The following is a 19,270-nucleotide window of genomic DNA, read 5'->3' on the forward strand; positions in this document are numbered from 1 at the left end:
TTGTCGTCCGGGCCGGGCGGATGGTTCATCCGGGTTCGACTTGGCCGTCACGCAAGCTTCGGATCGAGCGTGGTCGACCACAGCGCGACGTCGGCGCGATCGCGCAGGGTCACCGTCATCCGGCCGGACGCGCCGTCGATCTTGACGTGACCAAAGAACTGCATACCCGCGGACGGCGGCAGATTCTGGCTGTCCTTGCCCGGCGCCTTGACGAAGCGCACCTCGGGGCCAAAGGTATTGTCGAGCGCGTTCGGGCCGAACGTGCCGGCATGCAGCGGGCCCGAGACGAATTCCCAGAACGGCTCGAACTCCTGAAATTGCGCCTTGTTCGGATCGTAATGGTGCGCGGCGGCGTAGTGCACGTCCGCGGTCAGCCACACCGTGTTGCTGATCGGCGCCATCTTGATGAAGCGCAGGATGTCGGCGATCTCGAACTCGCGGCCACGCACCGGGCCGTCGCCCTGCGCAACGGCTTCCGAGCCGCCCTTCGGCGTGTCGGAGACGATCAGGCTGATCGGCATGTCCGATGCGATCACCTTCCATGTCGCGCGCGAATTCAGCAGGCCGCGCTTGAGCCAGGCGATCTGCTCCGGGCCGAGGAAATAGCTGGCGGGGCCATAGGCGGTTTCGAGATTGGCACCGTTCGGCCCGCGATAGCTGCGCTCGTCGAGCACGAATACGTCGAGATGCGGGCCGTAGGAGATCTGGCGATAGACGCGGCCGGGCTCGATGATGCTCTCCCGCATCGGGTACATCTCGTGGAAGGCCCGGCCCGCGCGAGCTGCGAGCAGTGAGATGTCGCGCACCTTGTAGGCGGCCGGCAAGTCTTTCGACAGCGACCAGTTGTTGGTGACCTCGTGGTCGTCCCACTGCACGAAGACCGGCACCTCGGCATTGAAGGCGCGGAGATTGTCGTCGGTGAGATTGTATTTGTACGCGGCGCGGTACTCGTCCAGCGTCTCGGCGACCTTGGCTTTCTCCGGAATGGTGAGATTCTTCCAGATCTTGCCGTCGGCGAGCTTCACCTCGGGTTGGATCGGACCGTCGGCATAGACCGTGTCGCCCGAGTGCAGGAAGAAATCCGGCCGGTGCTTGCGCATGGTCGAGAAGGTGACCATGCCGCCGTCGTCGGGATTGATGCCCCAGCCCTGCCCTGCGACGTCGCCGCCCCAGACGAAGCTGACGTCGCGGCGGTCGGCCGGCGCGGTGCGGAAGCGGCCGGTCACCGCCTCGCCCTCGATGGCGCTGTGCGAGAGATCGCGGAAGCGGACGCGGTAGAAGATGTCCTGGCCGGCGGGAAGATTTTCGACCAGCATCTTGGCGGTGAAGTCGCTTTCGGGCAGCGCCGCGATCGGCGGCAATGTGCGGGCGTCCCTGAAGGACTCGCTCGTGGCGACCTCGACCAGCATCTGCGCGGGCCTGTCGGTTCGCGCCCACACCACGCCGCCGTCGACGGTAACGTCGCCCGCTTGCACGCCGTGGGTGACCGCCGGCCGATCAGCCGCGCGCGAAAGATACGGCATCGCCATCGTGCCGAGCGCACCGGCGCTGCTGGTGAGGAAGCGGCGGCGGGAGAATGTGATGGTCATGAGGCTCCGACCCCGGGCTTGCGGGCGAGTCCGTCAATCCGGGGCGCGCGTAGCGCGAACCCGGAATCCATGTCTCCCCGCGAATGCTGCGCAATGGATTCCGGGTTCGATGCTTCGCATCGCCCCGGATGACGTTGGGAGCTATATTGAGACAATGTGACGCAGCAATAACGCGCGCGGGCGCTCACGCGTTGCCGGCGGCCCGGAACTGCGCGCTGGCACGTTGCAGGTTCGGCGGCAGGCTGAACAGCACAGCCTTGCGGTCGGCGACGGCGGCGTGGAATTGGTCGAGTGCGATGTTGAAGGCGGTGAGCGCGGCTTCCTCGATGGCGCCGTGATCGAAGCAGCGCAGCGTGTCGCGCAGGATCTCGTCGGCCTCGGTCTGCATCTGGTCGAGCTCTTCGGTCGTCTCGCACTTGCGTGCCGCGGCGATCATGTCAAGCAGGCGTTCGCGCTGGTGATTGTTGTTGTCGCGCTCGTCCTTCTTCAGATAGCCGGCGAACCAGGCGCCGACCGAGCCCATGGCCGAGAGCGCCATCAGGCTCCACCAGATGTAATCGCTGTATTTGTCGAGGAAGGTCTTCTCCTCGCCGTCGACGAAGGCGGCCGCACCCGGATGCACCGGGATCACCGCATCCTTGTCGGTGTCGGGCGTCTCGATCTTCGCCGCCAGCGGGAATTCCGTCACCAGTTGCTGGCGCACGGCGAAGAGCTGGCGCGTGAACGCTGCGATGTCGGCCTCGGACACGCCTTTGCGCGCCACGATGTGGTGCGCGAAGCTGATGGTCTTGACCTCGTCCTCGGGACGGTCGGGCGAGCCGCCGTAGGTGCCGGCGGGGATCTCGCCCGCTTCATAGACTGGATGGTTTTGCGCGATCGCATCGGCGGAATCGATGGCGAGGAAGGTTGGCGTGCCGCCCTCCCTGACCGATGCCGAGATCGCCTCCGCGGTGATCTTGCTGTTGACCGGGCCTGCCGCGAGGTAGACGTCGGCCTTCTGCGCCTTGATCGCCTCGGCAACTTCGTTGGCGGGAAATTGCACGATCTCGACCTTGGCCGGGTCGACGCCGTATTGGTGCAGGATCACCTTGAGCAGATTGACGTTGGCCTGGGTACGGCCGACGACGCCGATGCGGTGACCGGCGAGCTGTGCGACTTTGGTGATCTTCGCGCCCTTCTTCTTGCCCTTGGCGGGCACGGACCACAGCACCACGACGTTCTTGCGCAGGGTCGCGACCGCCTGTGCGTTCTTCGGCACGTCGAGATCGCCACGCACGATGGCGAGATCGACCTTGCCTTCGGCGAGCGCATTGGCGCTGGCGGTTGCGCCGTCGGTTTGGATCGGGCGCAGCCGCACGTAGCTCTTGTGCTGCGCAAAGCCTTGCGTCAGCGCCTGCACGACCTTGACGTCGTCGCTGTTGGCGGGGCCGACCGCGATTCTGAGCGTCACGGGACGCATCGCGAAGTAATAGCCGCCGGCAACCACGCCGACGATCGCAAGCAGGAACGCCAGAGACACGAGCGCCGTCTTCCGCGCCGCGGATCGCGGCGAAGGCGGAGGGGGCGCTTCGGCCAGGTCCAATCCCCCGGTCATCGGTCTCCCAAACAGGCGCTTCAGGCTCAGTTTCATCTTGGCCGGCGATTTACGTCCGCAATTGTAGCAAATTTCTTGTCCGGCGGGGTTACATCTCCGTCATGGTTAGCGGATGGAGGAAATCCCCCGTATGAACCCGGGCGTCGGCACGGTGTTAGGGTAAAGTTCCTCCGAAGGATGGAGATGGTGATGGCAGAACGGCTCTCGGCGGAGGCGCGCAGGCAGGCGTTGGGCGGATTGTCCGGCTGGACTGACGTCCAAGGCCGCGACGCCATCGGGAAAACCTTTGTCTTCAAGGATTTCAACGAGGCGTTCGGCTTCATGACCCGCGCCGCGCTGGTCGCCGAGAAGATGGATCACCACCCCGAATGGCGCAACGTCTACAAGACGGTGGAGGTGGTGCTGTCGACCCACGACGCCGGCGGCGTCACCGCGCGCGACATGGCGCTCGCCAAGGCGATGAACGCCATCGCAGGCTGACACCAAGCAGACGCCTTGCAGGGACCGGCTGCATCCCCATCTTGTGATCAGCCGGGATCGGGCGGTCCTCCGCCTCCCGCAGAACGGGGAGCATTTGAGCATGGCTGCCGAGCACAGCGTTGGCTTCGAGCCGGCCGATCGGCTCGCGGAAGATCGCGAGAGCGTGCGCCGCCGCTTCTGGCGCAAGCTGAAGCGGGTCGCTGCGCATCTGCCGTTCGCGGAGGATCTGCTTGCCGCCTATTACTGCGCGTTCGACCGGCAGACGCCGCGTCACGTCCAGGCTTCGCTGCTCGGTGCAATCGCCTATTTCGTCCTGCCGTTCGATTTCGTCGCGGACGTGATGCCCATGCTCGGCTTCGCCGATGACGCTGCCGTGCTCGCCACCGCCATCCGCATGGTTGCCAGCCACATCACGAACGAGCACCGCGAGGCCGCCCGCGCCGCGCTGAAGCGTGGGGTGGAGGAGGCGGACGGCAAAGCAGAAGTCGCGTAGCCGACGCGACTTCAACCACCTGCATCAGCTCACGGATGCAAGATCACCTTGCCCATCGCCTGCCGTCCCGCCAGCACCTTCAACGCATCCGCCGTCTGAGCCAGCGGGAAGGTGCGGTCGACATGCGATGAGATCTTGCCTTCCGCGGTCCACTTCACCAGCTTCTCGAGATTGGCGCGGTTCTTGGCCGGGTTGAGCCGGGTCCAGGCGCCCCAGAACACGCCGCGGATGTCGCAACCCTTCAGCAGCGCGAGGTTCAGCGGCATCTTCGGAATGTCGCCGGCGGCAAAGCCGATGACGAGGAAGCGGCCTTCCCATGCGATCGAGCGCAGCGCCTGTTCGGCGTAAGCACCACCAACGGGATCGAAGATGATGTCGACGCCCTTGCCGCCGGTGAGCTTGCGCAGGCCTTCCTTCAGATCTTCCTTGGCGTAGTTCAGCGTCAGCTCGGCGCCGTGCGCCTTGGCGAATTCGAGCTTCTCGTCCGACGAGGCGCAGGCGATCACCTTCAATCCCATCAGCTTGCCGAGCTCGCAGGCCGCAAGGCCGGTGCCGCCGGCTGCGCCCAGCACAGCGAGCGTCTCGCCCGGCTTGGGGCTGGCGCGATCTTCCAGCGCATGCAGCGCGGTGCCGTAGATGATGATGATGCCGGCCGCGCGGTCGTAGTCGAGATTGTCGGGGATCTTCACGATCGAGCTCGCCGGCAGCGCGATCTTCTCGCGTGCGCCGTTGTGGCCGCATGAGGCGACGACGCGATCACCGACCTTGAGATCCGTGACGCCAGCGCCGATGCTCTCGATCACGCCCGCAACTTCCGCGGCCGGCGAGAACGGGAAGGGCGGCTTGATCTGGTACTTGCCTTGGATCATCAGGATGTCGAAAAAATTCAGCGCCGCCGCCTTGATCGCGATCACGGCTTCGCCGGGCCCCGCCACCGGATCCGGCACCTCAGTCAGGACGAGGTCGTCGGGCTGGCAATATTGCGAGCAGAGGATGGCTTTCATGGCGGCACCTTGAGGGCGTTTCGGGTGGAATTATAGTTTGGCCGTTTCTGCCGGATTTAGGCAGTGGCGACAATCCGGATTCTTTGTCTGGGGTCAGCGACGGCCTATCCTCCGTCATTGCGAGCGCAGCGAAGCAATCCAGAGTCCGTCCTGCGGAAATAGTCTGGATTGCTTCGCTGAGCCTGTCATCGGGCCGCGCTTCGCGCGGACCCGGTGGCTCGCAATGGCGAAATCCGCGGAGAAAGGATTCAAACGATGTTTGAAACAGGCCTGCTCAAGAACAAGCGCATCCTCATTACCGGTGGTGGTTCGGGTCTCGGCGCTGCAATGGGGCGTCGCTTCCTCGCGCTCGGCGCCGAGCTCGTGATCTGCGGCCGCAAGCTCGAGCGGCTCGAGGCGACGGCGCGCGAGATGCGCGACGAGACCGGCGGCACGGTCACGACCATCGCCTGCGACATCCGCGACGGTGCGGCGGTCGACGGCATGATGGATACGATCTGGCGCGAGGCGCCGCTCGACATCCTCGTCAACAATGCCGCTGCCACCTTCATCGCACAGAGCGAGCATCTCTCCTTCCGCGCCGCGGACGCGATCCTGGCGCCGACACTGCATGGCGCGATGTATTGCACGCTCGCCGCCGGCAGGCGCTGGATCGAGGCCAAGCATGGCGGTGTCGTGCTGTCGATCCTCTCGACCTCCACCATCACCGGCCGCGCCTTCACCGTTCCCTCGGCGATGGCGAAATCCGCACTGCTGGCGATGACCAGGAGTCTTGCGGTGGAATGGGGCCCGAAGGGCATCCGGACCGTCGCGATCGCGCCGGGCCCGTTTCCGACCGCAGGGGCCACCGGGCAGCTCCGTCCCGAAGGCCGTGACGAAGGCTGGACCGCGCGCAATCCGCTTGGACGTACCGGCGAGCACGGCGAGCTCGCCGATCTCGCCAGCTTCCTGGTCTCGGATCGCGCCGCCTACATCAATGGCGAGATGGTGGTGATCGACGGCGGCGCGCATCTGCGCAGTTCCGGCGCCGAGGATTTGCTCGGCTGGACCGAGGCGCAATGGGCCGCGCAACGCACCGCCCGATCCAGGGCCTAGCCGCCGCCGATACCGCTAACTGCCTTCCCAAATTGAACTTTCCCGGCTATCCCTGCCCGGGGACAAAGCGCGCTCGGGCCATCTTCCAGTCACAATATTGAGGGAACCAACGCGGCATGTGGCGGGTGCTGATTTTAGCTTTGATGACTGGCGTGGCGGCCGGGGGAATCACCGTGTCTGCGCGGGCGCAGACGGCGCAACCGGCGCCCAAGTCCAGTCCAGCTCCAAAAGAGGCGGCACCGAAGCCGGCGGCGCCGCCGGCCAACACCAACGCAAAGGCGGCCCCGAAGCCCGAGAGCAAGCCGGCGGCCCCGGCTGCGGCCGTTGCGGGGGGCGCGGAGCCGACCCTGATCGGGCAGTTCGGCACCTGGGGTGCCTATTCGGCGACGCCGAACGGCAAGAAGGTCTGCTTCGCGCTGGCCAAGCCGTCATCGTCGAAGACCAACCCGCCGAACCGGCCGCGCGATCCCGCTTATGCCTTCGTCTCGACCCGGCCGGCGGAGAAGGTCAACAACGAAGTTTCGGTCATGATCGGCTATGCGCTGAAGCCGGGCTCGGAATCGACCGCCGAGGTCGGCGGCGCCTCCTTCGCCATGTACACGCAGGGCGACGGGCTCTGGATCAAGAACGCGGCCGAGGAGGAGCGGATGGTCGAAGCCATGCGCAAATCCGCCGATCTCGTCGTCAAGGGCGTCTCGGCCAAGGGTACCGAGACGACCGACACCTTCTCGCTGAAGGGCCTCGCCCAGGCGCTCGACAAGATCGCGCAGGATTGCCGGCGTTAAGGTCGCAATCGGTGGTTCCGGTTGCTATATAGGTGTATTCCAAAGGTGCAGCCGTCATGGCCGGGCTTGTCCCGGCCATCCACGCGCTGGCAACGGGCGAGAAAGAACGTGGATGCCCGGGACAAGCCCGGGCATGACGAGAGATATCAGGCAACCGATGCAACCGACGACCGAGCCGCACAACGGCCTCCTGGTGGAGAAGACCCCGCTCGAAACCTATGTGCCGCCGGCCAAGCCGTCGCTGATAGGCCTGTCGCGCACCGAGCTTGCCGATCGCCTCGGCGAGATCGGCGTCGCACCGGCCCAGCGCAAGATGCGCGTGCAGCAGCTGTGGCACTGGCTCTATTTCCGCGGCGCCCGGAGCTTCGACGAGATGACCTCGATCTCGAAGGGCATCCGCGCCGAGCTCGCCCAACATTTCACTGTGGACCGGCCCGAGGTCGTGGCCGAGCAGATCTCCAACGACGGTACCCGCAAATGGCTGTTGCGGCTGCCGAGCGGCGACAATGTTCAGAAGGCGCATGAAGTCGAGTGCGTCTACATCCCCGAGACCGACCGCGGCACGCTCTGCGTCTCCTCGCAGGTCGGCTGCACGCTGAATTGCGCCTTCTGCCACACCGGCACACAGCGCCTGGTGCGCAACCTCACTGCCGGCGAGATCGTCGGCCAGGTCATGGTCGCGCGCGATCGGCTCAACGACTGGGCCGACCGTGAGGACGGCACGCGCCGCGTCACCAACATCGTGATGATGGGCATGGGCGAGCCGCTCTACAATTTCGACGCGGTGCGCGATGCGCTTCTGATCGTCGGCGACAACGAAGGCATCGGCATCTCCCGCCGCCGCATCACGCTGTCGACCTCGGGCGTGGTGCCGAACATCGTGCGCGCCGGCGAGGAGATCGGCGTCATGCTCGCGATCTCGCTGCATGCGGTGCGCGACGAGCTGCGCAACGAGCTGGTGCCGCTCAACCGCAAATATCCGATCAAGGAGCTGCTGCAGGCCTGCCGCGACTATCCCGGCGCCTCCAACGCGCGCCGCATCACCTTCGAATATGTGATGCTCAAGGGCGTCAACGATTCGCTCGACGATGCCAAGCTGCTGGTGAAGATGCTCAAGGGCATTCCGGCCAAGATCAACCTGATCCCATTCAATCCCTGGCCCGGCACCGCCTATGAATGCTCGGACTGGGACCAGATCGAAAAGTTCTCCGAATACATCTTCAACGCCGGCTATTCCTCGCCGGTGCGCACCCCGCGCGGCCGCGACATCCTCGCCGCCTGCGGCCAGCTCAAGTCGGAGACGGAAAAGCTCTCGGCGCGCGAGCGCCAGGCGCTGCGCGCCATGGCGATGACGGATTAGTGTGTCATGCCCGTGCTCTCGCCTCCTCGTCGTTGCGAGGAGCGTAGCGACGAAGCAATCCAGACTGTCTCCGCGGACGTATGTCTGGATTGCTTCGCTGAGCCTGTCATCGGGCCGCGCTTCGCGCGGACCCGGTGGCTCGCAATGACGACAATCGGGACTTCTTCGTCATGTCCCTGATCGGCCGCCTCGTTGTCATCTTCATCGGCTTCCTCGCCGCCTGCTTTGTCGGCGGCATGATCGTCGTCGTCGCGCTGCTGTTTCCGGAGTTCGCCGATCTCGGCGCCGGTCCGGTCGATCAGGGCACGATCGACATCCTGCTCGGCTTCGGCTTCATCTTCGTGTCCGGCTTTGCCCTGGTGCCGGCAGCGGTGATCGTCGCGATCACCGAAGCGCTCTACATCCGTAGCGCGCTCGCCTACGCCGTCGGCGGCGGCCTCGTCGGGCTCGCCTGCTATCTCGGCCTCGTCCCGTTCCATTCCGACACGTTGCAGTTCGAAGGCATCGTACGGCGTCACCTGGAGATCATGACCGGCGCGGGCATCGTTGCCGGCTTCGTCTATTGGCTGATCGCCGGCCGCAATGCCGGCGCCTGGCGGATCCCGCCGCCCCCGCGCAAACCACCGCCGCCATTGCCATCGAATTCAAGGCCGGATGCGCGGTGAGTTTCTTATCCTCCCCCTCCAGGGGAGCATGGATACCTCCCTTGGGGTTTTCATCTCCATCCCACTCCGCTAAACCGCGCGCCATGAACCGTACCGGACTCTTCATTGCCCTGGCGCTGTGGCTCGTGATCGGCGTCGTCTTCGGCCTCTATCCCGAGCTCGACCTCAAGCTCGCATCGCTGTTCTTCGATCCCGCCACCAAGACGTTCCCGCTCAAGCTGAACGGGTGGGCCGGCTTTGCGCGCGATGCGGCGATGTGGATCGCCTGGGCCTTCGTGCTGCCGTCAATCGCGGCGCTTGTTGTGAAGATGATCCGGCCGGACCGGCCGCTAATCGTGCGGGGACGCACGATCATCTTCTTGCTGGTGACCATGATCATGTCGGCCGGCATCCTCACGAACCTGACCTTCAAGACCTATTGGGGCCGGCCGCGGCCGGTGGTGGTGACGGAATTTGCCGGCGACCAGCAATTCGTGCCGTGGTGGGATCCCCGCGGCGGCTGCGCGCGCAACTGCTCGTTCTTCTCGGGCGAGGGCGCGACCGCCTTCTGGACGCTTGCGCCCGCGGCGCTAGCCCCGCCGTCGTGGCGGCCGCTCGCCTATGCCGGCGCCGTCATCTTCGGCACGCTCACCAGCGCCCTGCGCATGGCCTTCGGCGGGCACTTCTTCACGGACGTGTCGATCGCCGGCCTCGTCACCTTCGTCGTGATCTGGTTCGCCTACGCGCTGATCTATCGCTGGCCGCGGACGCGGTTCTCGGACGAAGCGGTGGATGCCGCCCTGACCCGGCTGAACATGCCCGCTTACCGGCTCCGGCAGCGCCTGTTCGGCCGCAAGACCGGCCCCGAGCCCTCGGTTTGAGCCATTAAAGGGGTGCCGAGCCCCGCGAAATTTGATATTCGCGCGGTCGAACGCACCCGTCACATCAGCTTGAGACCCGATTGGAAGCCCCATGACCACGATCCTGAAAAGCCTGCCCAAGGGTGAGAAAGTCGGCATCGCTTTTTCGGGCGGCCTCGACACCTCTGCGGCGCTGCTCTGGATGAAGCAGAAGGGCGCGCGCTGCTACGCCTACACCGCCAATCTCGGCCAGGCCGGATGAAGCCGACTACAACGAGATCCCGCGCAAGGCGCTGGAGTTCGGCGCCGAGAACGCGCGGCTCGTCGATTGCCGCACGCAGCTGGTCCACGAGGGCATTGCCGCGATCCAGTCGGGCGCCTTCCATATCTCGACCGGCGGCATCACCTATTTCAACACCACGCCGCTCGGGCGCGCCGTCACCGGCACGATGCTGGTCGCAGCGATGAAGGAAGACGGTGTCAACATCTGGGGCGACGGCTCGACCTTCAAGGGCAACGACATCGAGCGCTTCTACCGCTACGGCCTGCTCACCAATCCCGGCCTGAAGATCTATAAGCCCTGGCTCGACCAGCAGTTCATCGACGAGCTCGGCGGCCGCGCCGAGATGTCTGCGTTCATGACCGCGCAAGGCTTTGCCTACAAGATGAGCGCGGAGAAGGCGTATTCGACCGACAGCAATCTGCTCGGCGCCACGCACGAGGCGAAGGATCTCGAGAGCCTCGACAGCGGTATCAAGATCGTCAACCCGATCATGGGCGTGCCGTTCTGGCGCGAGGACTGCAATGTCAAGGCCGAGAAGGTCGTGGTGCGCTTCGAGGAAGGACAGCCGACCGCGCTCAACGGCCAGACCTTCTCCGATCCCGTCGCGCTGTTCCTCGAAGCCAACGCGATCGGTGGCCGTCACGGCCTCGGCATGAGCGATCAGATCGAGAACCGCATCATCGAGGCCAAGAGCCGCGGCATCTATGAAGCGCCCGGCATGGCGCTGCTGCACATCGCCTATGAGCGCCTCGTCACCGGCATCCACAACGAGGACACGATCGAGCAGTACCGCATCAGCGGCATGCGTCTGGGTCGTCTGCTCTATCAGGGCCGCTGGTTCGATTCGCAGGCGTTGATGCTGCGCGAGACCGCGCAGCGCTGGGTCGCCCGCGCCGTCACCGGCGAAGTGACGCTCGAGCTGCGCCGCGGCAACGATTATTCGATCCTCAACACCGAGAGTCCCAACCTCACCTATGCGCCGGAGCGGCTGAGCATGGAGAAGGTCGAGGACGCGGCCTTCACGCCGGCCGACCGCATCGGCCAGCTCACCATGCGCAACCTCGACATCGCCGACACCCGCACCAAGCTCGGTCTCTATTCGAAGACCGGCCTGCTCTCGGGCAGCGAAGGTTCGCAGATCTTCCGGCTCGAGAGCGACAAGGGCTGAGGCTTTCCGTAGCCGGATGGAGCGAAGCGAAGTCCGGGCTGCGAGCTTAATGACGCTGTCATTCTCGACCGCTACGCTTCCACTTCTGTTGGAAACGGGATTGCGGAGCATCGCACATGGTCAGGGGATCGGCACTCGCCTCTCTCATTGTTCTCTGTTGGGCATCATCATCGTCGGCGCAGACGATCTATCCGATCGATCGCGCCGAGATCCTGGCGGGAGCCAAGTTCGACTTCAAGGTCGAGCTCCCCGGGCTGGTCGATCCCGCCAAGTTGAAGGTGACGGTGAACGGCGCGGATTATGCGGCCGCGTTCGGCCGCTCCGGAACCTTCATCGAGCGCGAGGACGGCAAGGAGCAGTCGTCCCTGGTCCTGCGCGACGTCACGTTGACCAAGCCGGGCAGCGTTGCCGTGGAGGTGAGCGACGGCACGCGCCAGCGCAGCGTCACATGGACGGTTTACGACACCGGCCCGCGCAAGGCGAAGAACGTCATCCTGTTCATCGGCGACGGCATGTCGCCGGCGCATCGGGTCGCCGCGCGGATTCTGTCCAAGGGCATCTCGGAAGGCAAGAGCCGCGGCAAGCTCGCCATCGACGACATGCCCCATATGGCGCTGGTGGCAACCGCCGGCTCGGACTCGATCATCACGGATTCCGCGAACTCGGCGAGCGCCTATGCGACCGGGCACAAGAGCGCCGTCAATGCCCTTGGCGTCTATGCCGACCGCAGCGCGAGCCCGCTCGACGATCCCAAGGTCGAAACCATCACCAGCCTTGCCAAAAGGCGGCTCGGCATGGCGATCGGTGTGGTCACCAATACCGAGATCGAAGACGCGACGCCGGCGGCGATGGTCGCGCACACCCGCCGGCGCGCCGCCTACGACGACATCGTCGAGCAGTTCTTCGCGGCAAAGCCGGATGTGATGATGGGCGGCGGCAGCGCGAATTTTCTGCCGAAGTCGGCTGCCGGCTCCAAGCGCAAGGACGAGACCGACTACATCGCGAAGTTTCGCGATGCCGGCTATCAGGTGGCGACCACCGCGGGCGAGCTCAGCGCCTCTGCCGCCAAGCAAGAGACGAGCAAGCTGCTCGGCCTGTTCGCCACCGGCAACATGGACGGCGCGCTCGACCGCAAATTCCTCAAGGGCGGCGGCGTCAAGAAATTTCCCGAGCAGCCTGATCTGACCGAACAGGTGCAGGCGGCGTTGAAAATCCTCTCGAAGAACGAAGCCGGCTTCTTCCTGATGGTCGAATCCGGAATGATCGACAAATACGCGCATTTGCTCGACATGGAGCGTGCCGTCTACGACACGATCATGCTCGACAACGCGGTGCGTCAGACGCGCGAATGGGCGCGCGCACGCGGCGACGACACCCTCATCCTGGTGCTGGCCGATCACAATCATCCCAACAGCCTGGTCGGCACGGTGAACGACGACATGGGCACGACGCCCAACGTGCCCCTGCGCGAGCGCGTCGGGGTCTATGATCAGGCCGGATTTCCCAACTATCCCGCGCCGGATGCGGAAGGTTATCCGTCACGCGTCGACGTGAGCCGCCGGCTTGCCATCTTCTCGGCGAGCCTGCCCGATCATTATGAGACGTTCCGCCCGAAGCTCGACAATCCCAACGAGCCGACCGTCAAGGCCGGCGACGACGGCACCTTCAAGGCCAACGAGAAATACAAGGAGGTCCCGGGCGCGGTGCTGCGCCCCGGCAATCTGTCGTCGCTGGTCGGCGCCAGCGTGCATTCGGGCGAGGACGTCATTGTCACGGCGACGGGCCCGGGGAGCGAGCGCGTGCACGGCTCGATGGACAATACCGAAGTGTTCCGTGTCATGGCCGAGGCGCTGGGATTGGCTGCGCGAGAATGATGGGGGCGACTGCCAACCTGGGCGCAATTATTCCTGCCGCAGGCGAGCGCGGCAGGACGGGCCGCCCTGGTCCGCTCACGTTCTATCAATTCACGACGCGTGAGGCGGCGTGAAGACCAGCTTCACGCAGCTGCGGAAGAGCATGATCTGCCGCTCCAGCCGCTTCGGGTCGTTGAGCGTCTTCGACATGATGATTGCGCCGTCGACCACGCACGAGATCATCTCCGCGAGATCGTCGAGGTCGATCGGCTCGCGGGGCGGATAGACCGCGGCGATGCCGTCGAGAATCTCGCGGAAGTGCGCATTCCAGCTCCGGACCGATTGCGCGGTCAGATCGCGAACGTCGCGGTCGAACAAGCGCTCCTGGTAGCAGATGCTGGCGATCAGGCAGCCGGGATGGCCGTTCGGCAGATCGGCCATGACTTCGGCGAGTAGTTTCAGCGAGATCAGGAACGACTGCAGCGGGTCGTCGGAGAGCTCACGTCCGCGCCTGAAGATCTCGTCGAACAGGCGGTCATTCGTATCCACGTAGCGACGCAGCATCTCCCGTGCGAGCGCGTTCTTATCCCTGAAGTGATAGAAGAACCCGCTCTTGGTCAGTCCGGCCTCGGCAATGACCTCCTCGATCGAGGTGGCGCCGAAGCCCTTTGCGAGCACCGCCGCTTCCGCGATCTCGAGAATGCGCTCGCGCGTCGCTTCGCCCTTTCCCATCGATGTCTCCAGAACTGTACCGACGGTGCAGAAATTGGCCCTTGGGGCCAAGGCCCACTCCGCGTGACTCCTGCAAATCATTGATTTGTCTCCGCTTGCGGGTGGAAGTTCAGCCGCACCATGGGGCTTCTAGAGCGACGCGACATTATGCGGCACCAAATGCCGCGACCGAACACGGGCGTAGCGCGACCGAGTGAAGAGTGCGGCCCGTCCAAATCATGGAGCGATCAATGGCCAGATACAGACATGGTCTGCCGCAGCGCGGCGGCGGCATTTTCCTGACCGATGGCGGCATGGAAACAACTCTCATCTTTCAGCACGGGCTGGAGCTGCCCCACTTTGCGGCATTCGTGCTGCTCGACAGCGCGGATGGCCGTGCGCATTTGAGGCAGTACTACGAAGCCTACCTGCGTATCGCGCGGCAGCATGGGCTCGGCTTTGTCCTCGACAGTCCGACCTGGCGCGCCAACCCTGATTGGGGCGCCAAGCTCGGCTATGATGCGGCCAGGCTTAAGGCCATTAACATGCGCGCCATCCGCTTCCTCGACGAATTGCGCGGCGCTTGGGAGTCCCCCGCCACGCCTTGCGTCATCAATGGCGCGATCGGTCCGCGAGGCGACGGCTACAAGGCCGGCAACATGGACGCGGCGGAGGCGGAATCCTACCACTCAGGCCAGATCGCGGCCTTCGCCGAGGCGGGCGCCGACATGGTGACTGCATTCACGCTGAACAGCATCAACGAAGCCGTGGGCGTAGTCCGAGCAGCCAAGAGGCAGGACATTCCGGTCGCGATCTCTTTCACGGTCGAAACCGATGGCCGCCTCGTCCGGGGAGAGTCGCTGCGCGAGGCGATCGAGGCTGTCGACGACGCAACTGAACGTGCCTGCGAATACTTCCTGATCAATTGCGCGCACCCAACTCACTTCGAGAGTGCACTCGCCGCAGGCGAGGCGTGGGTTCAGCGCATCCACGGCATCAAAGCCAATGCATCGGTCAAGAGCCACGCCGAGCTCGACGAATCGGAGGCGCTGGACAGTGGCGATCCCCAAGATCTCGGCCGCCGCTACCGTTTGCTCAGGCGCGCATTCCCCGGCATGCGCATTCTCGGCGGCTGTTGCGGCACCGATCACCGGCATGTTGCCGCCGTTTGCGAGGCATGTCTGCCGTCGGAAGCGATGACGGCGTGACAAGAAAAATGGCCGGGATCGCTCCCGGCCCTTGTCTTCTTGCGAAGGTCTTACTGGCGCGGCGGAGGCGCCGCATTGGCCTGGCCGCCATTGAGCAACGGCGTGATGCGGCGGACGGTGACGCGCCGGTTGATCAGGCTCGAGCCTTGCGTCTGCTCCTTCAGATACTGCTCGCCATAGCCCTGCGACGTCAGGTTCTCCGCGGGCACACTGAATTGCTGCGTCAGCAATTCGGCTGCGGCCTGCGCGCGGCGATCCGACAGCGACAGATTGTCGACCTCGTTGCCGACCGCATCGGTGTGGCCCTCGATCAGGAACACCTCCTGCGGATTGGCCTGGATCGCCTGGTTGATGCCTTCTGCGATCACCTGGAGCCGCGCCGCCTGATCCGGCGGAATGGTCCACGATCCCGTCTCGAAGGTGATCGTGTTGACGTCGATGCTCGGCATCTGCATGCGAACATTCGGGCTGTAGCGGATCTCGTCGAGCGAGTAGCGCCGATCGATCCGCTGCACCGGAGGAGCCCGCATCGTTTCGTAGATCACCTGCGGCGGCGCTTCCTGGGCGTCGACGATGTAGCGATCATAGGGAATGCTGACCACCGGCGGCGGCACGTCGACGTAGAAGCCGCCGACCGCCCGCGGATCGCGGTAGGTGTTGTCGATGATCACGATCTCGCGTCCGCGCGGGTCCCTGCGGATACGACGCAGCAGCGAGCCGTCTGGGCCGACCACGGTGATCACCTCGCTGCCGTCGGGACGGATCACGACGGTGCGGGTTTCGCCGCCGACGGTGTCGGTGCGGATGTCGCGGGCGCCGTAGCGGAAGCGATAGAGATCGTTGCCGCGGACATAGGCCTGCCCGCCCGGATCGCGGATGATGATGCGGTCCGGCTCGGTATAGACGGTGCGGCCGCCTTCGACGACCTCGCGCCGCTGGCTATGAATATCGGCGATGGTGGCGCCGATCACGGCACCGGCCACCACGCCCGCGCCGATCGCAAGCGGCGTCAGGTCACGCTGCTGCGGACGCGGCGGCGGCGGCAAGGGCGTCGCGACTGTCGGCGCGGCGCGGAAAGCCGGCGCGACCGTCGGCGGTCTGTATTGTGCCCGGTCGGGCGGCGGCGCTGCGGCGGGCGTGCCGGGCACCACGGTCGGAGCCGCGGCGCCGGCGGGAGGTGCCGGCGGCCGGGCGGGCGCACCAGCCTGCGGCGGCGCAGCCGGAGTCCCGGCGGCGGGCGCGCCGGCCGGAGGCGTTCCACCCTGCTGCCCGGGGGCTGGCGTCGCTGTCGGGGCCGGGGTTGCGCCGGGCGCGGGCGTTGCCGACCCCGGACGTCCGGGCGGCGGCGGGGGCGGCGGCGTGCTGCCGGGCGCGGGCGTTGCCGTTGGAGCGGGCGTAGCGCCGGGTGCGGGTGATCCCGCCGGGGGCGGCGGCGCGCCAGGACGTACGCCGGGCGGAGGTGCGCCGGGGCGACCAGCCGGCGGTGCGCCGGGCGTGCTGCCGGGAGCCGGCGTTGCGGTTGGCGCAGGTGGCGTCGTCGGTGTTGGTGTCGCCGTTGGAGCCGGCGTGACTGCCGGCGCAGGCGCGCCGGGGCGCGCCGGGGGCGCGACTGTCGGAGCAGGCGGTGTTGCCGTGGGCGCAGGCGCGGGAGTCGGCCGGGCCGGCGGAGCCGCTGCGGGAGGGGGCGGCGGGGGCGGCGTCGGGCGAGCCCCAGGCGGCGGTGTGGTGGGGGCCTGCTGCTGCGGCGCCGCCGCAGGGGGCGGTGCGGGCGGCGTGGGAGCCGGGCGTGCGGCAGGCGGGGGCGGCGGCGGGGCAGCGGGACGCGCAGCCGGAGGCGGCGGTGTTGGGGCTTGCTGCTGCGGGGCCGCGGCCGGGGGCGGCGAAGGCTGCTTCGGAGCAGCAGGCGGCGGCGAGGGCGGCGGAGGCGCCGGACGGGCTGCAGGGGGAGGCGGCGGCGGAGGTGCCGGGCGGGCCGCAGGGGGAGGCGGAGGTGGTGGCGGCGCTGCCGGGCGCGGCGGTGCTGCGGCCGGCGGAGGAGCTGCAGGCGGCTGGGGCGGTGCAGCCGCCGGCGGCGGAGCCGCGGGGCGTGCGGGTGCTGCAGGCGGCGCCGCGCCTGGCGGTCCCTTCGGCGGCTGCTTCGGTCTTCCGTCAGGGCCCGCGTCCTGCGGCTGGGCCTGAGCGACGACGAACGGCGCAGCGTCTTGCGCATGCGATGCGGTGTTGGCCAATTGCATCGCGGTCAAAGCCGTCGTCGCAAGCAGCACGAAACGAAGGTTGGTCATGTGGTGAACTTCCCCGGAAGGTTCTTTGTCGAAGTGTCGGGATGAACGGCTAAGCGTTAGGCCGCATTGTGGCGGGCGATGCAACTGCGACCCGATTTATTTCTGCACGCAAATCATCTCACTATGGCAACGTTCATTGCGCATTCAGGCGCTGGTGGCAATCGCCTGACATTGCTTCGCCGCTTCACGCGTGATCGCGCGGCGGAATCGCATCCGTCGCAGGATTGGGCGTGAGCGGCCCGTTCGGTCCGCGCGATGGGATCTCCTCAGGCATGCGGCCCGGCAATTCGTCGGGCCGCGGCGGCGAGCCGGGCTCGCGCACCGGCGGCGTGATTTCGGGCTGCGGATTGCCGGGCGGGATTCCGGGCGGCGGCTCAGTTGGCGTACCGGGCGTCGACGGCGGAATCTCGGGCGGTTCAATCGGCATCGGCATCATCGGGATCGTTGTCCAGAGAACAACAACGAAGGTGCAGCACCGATGTTCCGCGTCACATCGCTTCGAAGACCGGATTATTCCGGCGTGTGGCAGACCGCTTCGATATTGTGGCCGTCGGGGTCGAGCACGAAGGCGCCGTAATAGTTCGCGTGATAATGCGGGCGGATGCCGGGCGGGCCGTTGTCGCGGCCGCCGGCCGCCATCGCCGTCTTGTAGAATGCATCGACTGTGGCGCGGTCCTTGGCGTGGATGGCGACGTGCACCGGCTTGTTCATCGCGCCTTCGCCCCCGATCCAGAAATCGGGCTTGCCGTCGGCTCCGAAGCCTGCAGCCGCAGCGTGTCCGGTCTGCTCGGCAGTGACCTCCATGATCAGGCTGTAGCCGAGCGGCGCCAGTGCCTTCGCATAGAACGCCTTGGCGCGCTCATAGTCGGAGACGGAGAAACCCAGATGATCGATCATCGCAACCTCCCTTGTTCGTACCCGTCAGCGGGACAGAAACGTATTGCTTCGTGTCTTGCGTGCGATCGTAAAGCCGCGCCCGACCATGTCGGCAATACAATCCTGCTGCCATTCGTTTTGTGACAGATGCTCGATCACCACCGCACGTGGCCAGAGCGATTGCGGCGCGTCGCGGAAGAAGCCGATCAGCACGCGGTCCTCAAAGCCCTCGACGTCGATCTTCAGCGAATCGACTTGGCCGACGCCGGCCTCCTCCAGAATGCGCACCAGGCGCAGCGACGGCACCTTGATGGCCTCGGCACTGGCCGTGCCGGTGACGACGTGGGTAGCGCCGAGGTTGCCGCCGCCGCTCTCGATGATCAGCTCGCCGTCGCTGTCGCCCGCGGCGGCCTGCACCAGGCGCACCTGCGGCGTCTTCGATGCGGCGTGGTTGAACGAGAGCCGTCCGAAGGTCAGCGGATGCGGCTCGATCGCCACCACTTGTCCGGATGGCCCGATCTGATGCGCCATCACCAGTGCGAAAGTGCCGACATTGGCGCCGACATCGACGAACGTGCCGCCCGCCGGGGTGTGCTGGCGCAGGAAGTCGAGCTCGTCGAGATTGTAGTCGGGATTGAACAGCGCGCCGCGCTCGGTCGCGCTGCCCTGGTGATGGAAGCGGAACGAGGCGCCCTGATATTGCACGTCGACCGGGCCGCTGCGCAGCAGATTGACCAGCCGCGACATCCACGGCCGGAACGCGCCGCGCTTCAGCCCCGACCGCTGAGCGAGGCGGATGATCGCAGCCTGCGCCGCATTGGGCGCGAACGCACCGAACGGCGCGGGCGAAGGGGCATTGTCGGACGTCAAGCAGCAGATCCTCGTTGCAGGCGGCGCATGCATAGCGGGTTTTAACGAGGACTCCAACGCTCGATCACAGTCCGGTAGCCCGGATGGAGCGCAGCGTAATCCGGGATTCTTGCCG

The 19,270-nt window shown here is 66.1% G+C and carries 17 protein-coding genes and 1 pseudogene; 10 read left to right on the forward strand and 8 right to left on the reverse strand.

Translation table 11 applies throughout. The features are described 5' to 3' along the window. Positions 1-47: 47 nt before the first annotated feature. Together ACVWYQ_RS23890 and ACVWYQ_RS23895 are read right to left on the reverse strand one after the other, a co-directional pair. Complete coding sequence (locus ACVWYQ_RS23890) at positions 48-1,589, reverse strand: alkaline phosphatase D family protein (RefSeq protein WP_271543117.1); 1,542 nt, start codon at positions 1,587-1,589, stop codon at positions 48-50. A gap of 184 nt (positions 1,590-1,773) precedes the next feature. After that, positions 1,774-3,219, reverse strand: a complete 1,446-nt coding sequence (locus tag ACVWYQ_RS23895; RefSeq protein ID WP_271543115.1) for a TAXI family TRAP transporter solute-binding subunit — start codon at positions 3,217-3,219, stop codon at positions 1,774-1,776. A gap of 153 nt (positions 3,220-3,372) precedes the next feature. Here ACVWYQ_RS23895 and ACVWYQ_RS23900 point away from each other — a divergent pair, with 153 nt between their 5' ends. Both ACVWYQ_RS23900 and ACVWYQ_RS23905 read left to right on the forward strand, forming a co-directional pair. Continuing rightward, positions 3,373-3,663, forward strand: a complete 291-nt coding sequence (locus tag ACVWYQ_RS23900) for a 4a-hydroxytetrahydrobiopterin dehydratase (RefSeq protein WP_036002826.1) — start codon at positions 3,373-3,375, stop codon at positions 3,661-3,663. A 100-nt stretch (positions 3,664-3,763) separates the two neighbouring features. Beyond that, positions 3,764-4,156, forward strand: a complete 393-nt coding sequence (locus tag ACVWYQ_RS23905; protein WP_157285090.1) for a YkvA family protein — start codon at positions 3,764-3,766, stop codon at positions 4,154-4,156. 29 nt (positions 4,157-4,185) lie between these two features. Here the strand turns inward: ACVWYQ_RS23905 and ACVWYQ_RS23910 are convergent, their stop codons facing one another. Next, positions 4,186-5,160, reverse strand: a complete 975-nt coding sequence (locus ACVWYQ_RS23910; RefSeq protein ID WP_404545062.1) for an NADPH:quinone oxidoreductase family protein — start codon at positions 5,158-5,160, stop codon at positions 4,186-4,188. Positions 5,161-5,415: 255 nt separating this feature from the next. Here ACVWYQ_RS23910 and ACVWYQ_RS23915 point away from each other — a divergent pair, with 255 nt between their 5' ends. From ACVWYQ_RS23915 to ACVWYQ_RS23945, 7 genes and pseudogenes are all read left to right on the forward strand, one after another. Then, the gene (locus tag ACVWYQ_RS23915) at positions 5,416-6,255 is read left to right on the forward strand and encodes an SDR family oxidoreductase (protein WP_404545064.1); all 840 of its coding nucleotides are present in this window, start codon (positions 5,416-5,418) and stop codon (positions 6,253-6,255) included. Positions 6,256-6,371: 116 nt separating this feature from the next. After that, positions 6,372-7,040 (forward strand): invasion associated locus B family protein, encoded by a 669-nt coding sequence (locus ACVWYQ_RS23920; protein WP_404654491.1) that lies wholly within the window; start codon positions 6,372-6,374, stop codon positions 7,038-7,040. Positions 7,041-7,197: 157 nt separating this feature from the next. Beyond that, positions 7,198-8,400 carry a 23S rRNA (adenine(2503)-C(2))-methyltransferase RlmN gene (rlmN, locus tag ACVWYQ_RS23925; RefSeq protein WP_404545066.1) on the forward strand — a complete coding sequence of 401 codons (1,203 nt, stop codon included), beginning with the start codon at positions 7,198-7,200 and terminating at the stop codon, positions 8,398-8,400. Between the two features lie 170 nt (positions 8,401-8,570). Further along, the gene (locus tag ACVWYQ_RS23930) at positions 8,571-9,065 is read left to right on the forward strand and encodes a hypothetical protein (RefSeq protein ID WP_271543106.1); all 495 of its coding nucleotides are present in this window, start codon (positions 8,571-8,573) and stop codon (positions 9,063-9,065) included. Positions 9,066-9,148: 83 nt separating this feature from the next. Further along, positions 9,149-9,925, forward strand: coding sequence for a phosphatase PAP2 family protein (locus tag ACVWYQ_RS23935; RefSeq protein ID WP_404545068.1), 777 nt, complete (start codon positions 9,149-9,151; stop codon positions 9,923-9,925). Positions 9,926-10,016: 91 nt separating this feature from the next. Continuing rightward, positions 10,017-11,355 (forward strand): annotated as a pseudogene (gene argG / locus ACVWYQ_RS23940) (argininosuccinate synthase). 116 nt (positions 11,356-11,471) lie between these two features. Then, on the forward strand, positions 11,472-13,229 hold the full coding sequence (locus ACVWYQ_RS23945; protein ID WP_404545072.1) for an alkaline phosphatase: 1,758 nt from the start codon (positions 11,472-11,474) through the stop codon (positions 13,227-13,229). Between the two features lie 90 nt (positions 13,230-13,319). Here the strand turns inward: ACVWYQ_RS23945 and ACVWYQ_RS23950 are convergent, their stop codons facing one another. Then, positions 13,320-13,940 (reverse strand): TetR/AcrR family transcriptional regulator, encoded by a 621-nt coding sequence (locus ACVWYQ_RS23950; RefSeq protein WP_157285081.1) that lies wholly within the window; start codon positions 13,938-13,940, stop codon positions 13,320-13,322. 230 nt (positions 13,941-14,170) lie between these two features. Between ACVWYQ_RS23950 and ACVWYQ_RS23955 the strand changes: the two genes are divergently transcribed. Next, positions 14,171-15,127 (forward strand): homocysteine S-methyltransferase family protein, encoded by a 957-nt coding sequence (locus tag ACVWYQ_RS23955; RefSeq protein ID WP_456726441.1) that lies wholly within the window; start codon positions 14,171-14,173, stop codon positions 15,125-15,127. A gap of 50 nt (positions 15,128-15,177) precedes the next feature. Here the strand turns inward: ACVWYQ_RS23955 and ACVWYQ_RS23960 are convergent, their stop codons facing one another. From ACVWYQ_RS23960 to ACVWYQ_RS23975, 4 genes are all read right to left on the reverse strand, one after another. After that, entirely contained in the window at positions 15,178-17,409 is a 2,232-nt protein-coding gene (locus tag ACVWYQ_RS23960) for an OmpA family protein (RefSeq protein WP_404545077.1), read from the reverse strand. A gap of 184 nt (positions 17,410-17,593) precedes the next feature. Next, positions 17,594-17,836 (reverse strand): hypothetical protein, encoded by a 243-nt coding sequence (locus ACVWYQ_RS23965; protein ID WP_036002774.1) that lies wholly within the window; start codon positions 17,834-17,836, stop codon positions 17,594-17,596. Between the two features lie 83 nt (positions 17,837-17,919). After that, positions 17,920-18,306: a VOC family protein gene (locus tag ACVWYQ_RS23970; protein ID WP_157284938.1), complete on the reverse strand. Its 387-nt coding sequence runs from the start codon at positions 18,304-18,306 to the stop codon at positions 17,920-17,922. Between the two features lie 24 nt (positions 18,307-18,330). Continuing rightward, positions 18,331-19,155 carry an FkbM family methyltransferase gene (locus tag ACVWYQ_RS23975; protein WP_456726442.1) on the reverse strand — a complete coding sequence of 275 codons (825 nt, stop codon included), beginning with the start codon at positions 19,153-19,155 and terminating at the stop codon, positions 18,331-18,333. Between the last annotated feature and the right edge of the window lie 115 nt (positions 19,156-19,270).

It is taken from the genome of Bradyrhizobium sp. USDA 3397 (assembly GCF_054060965.1).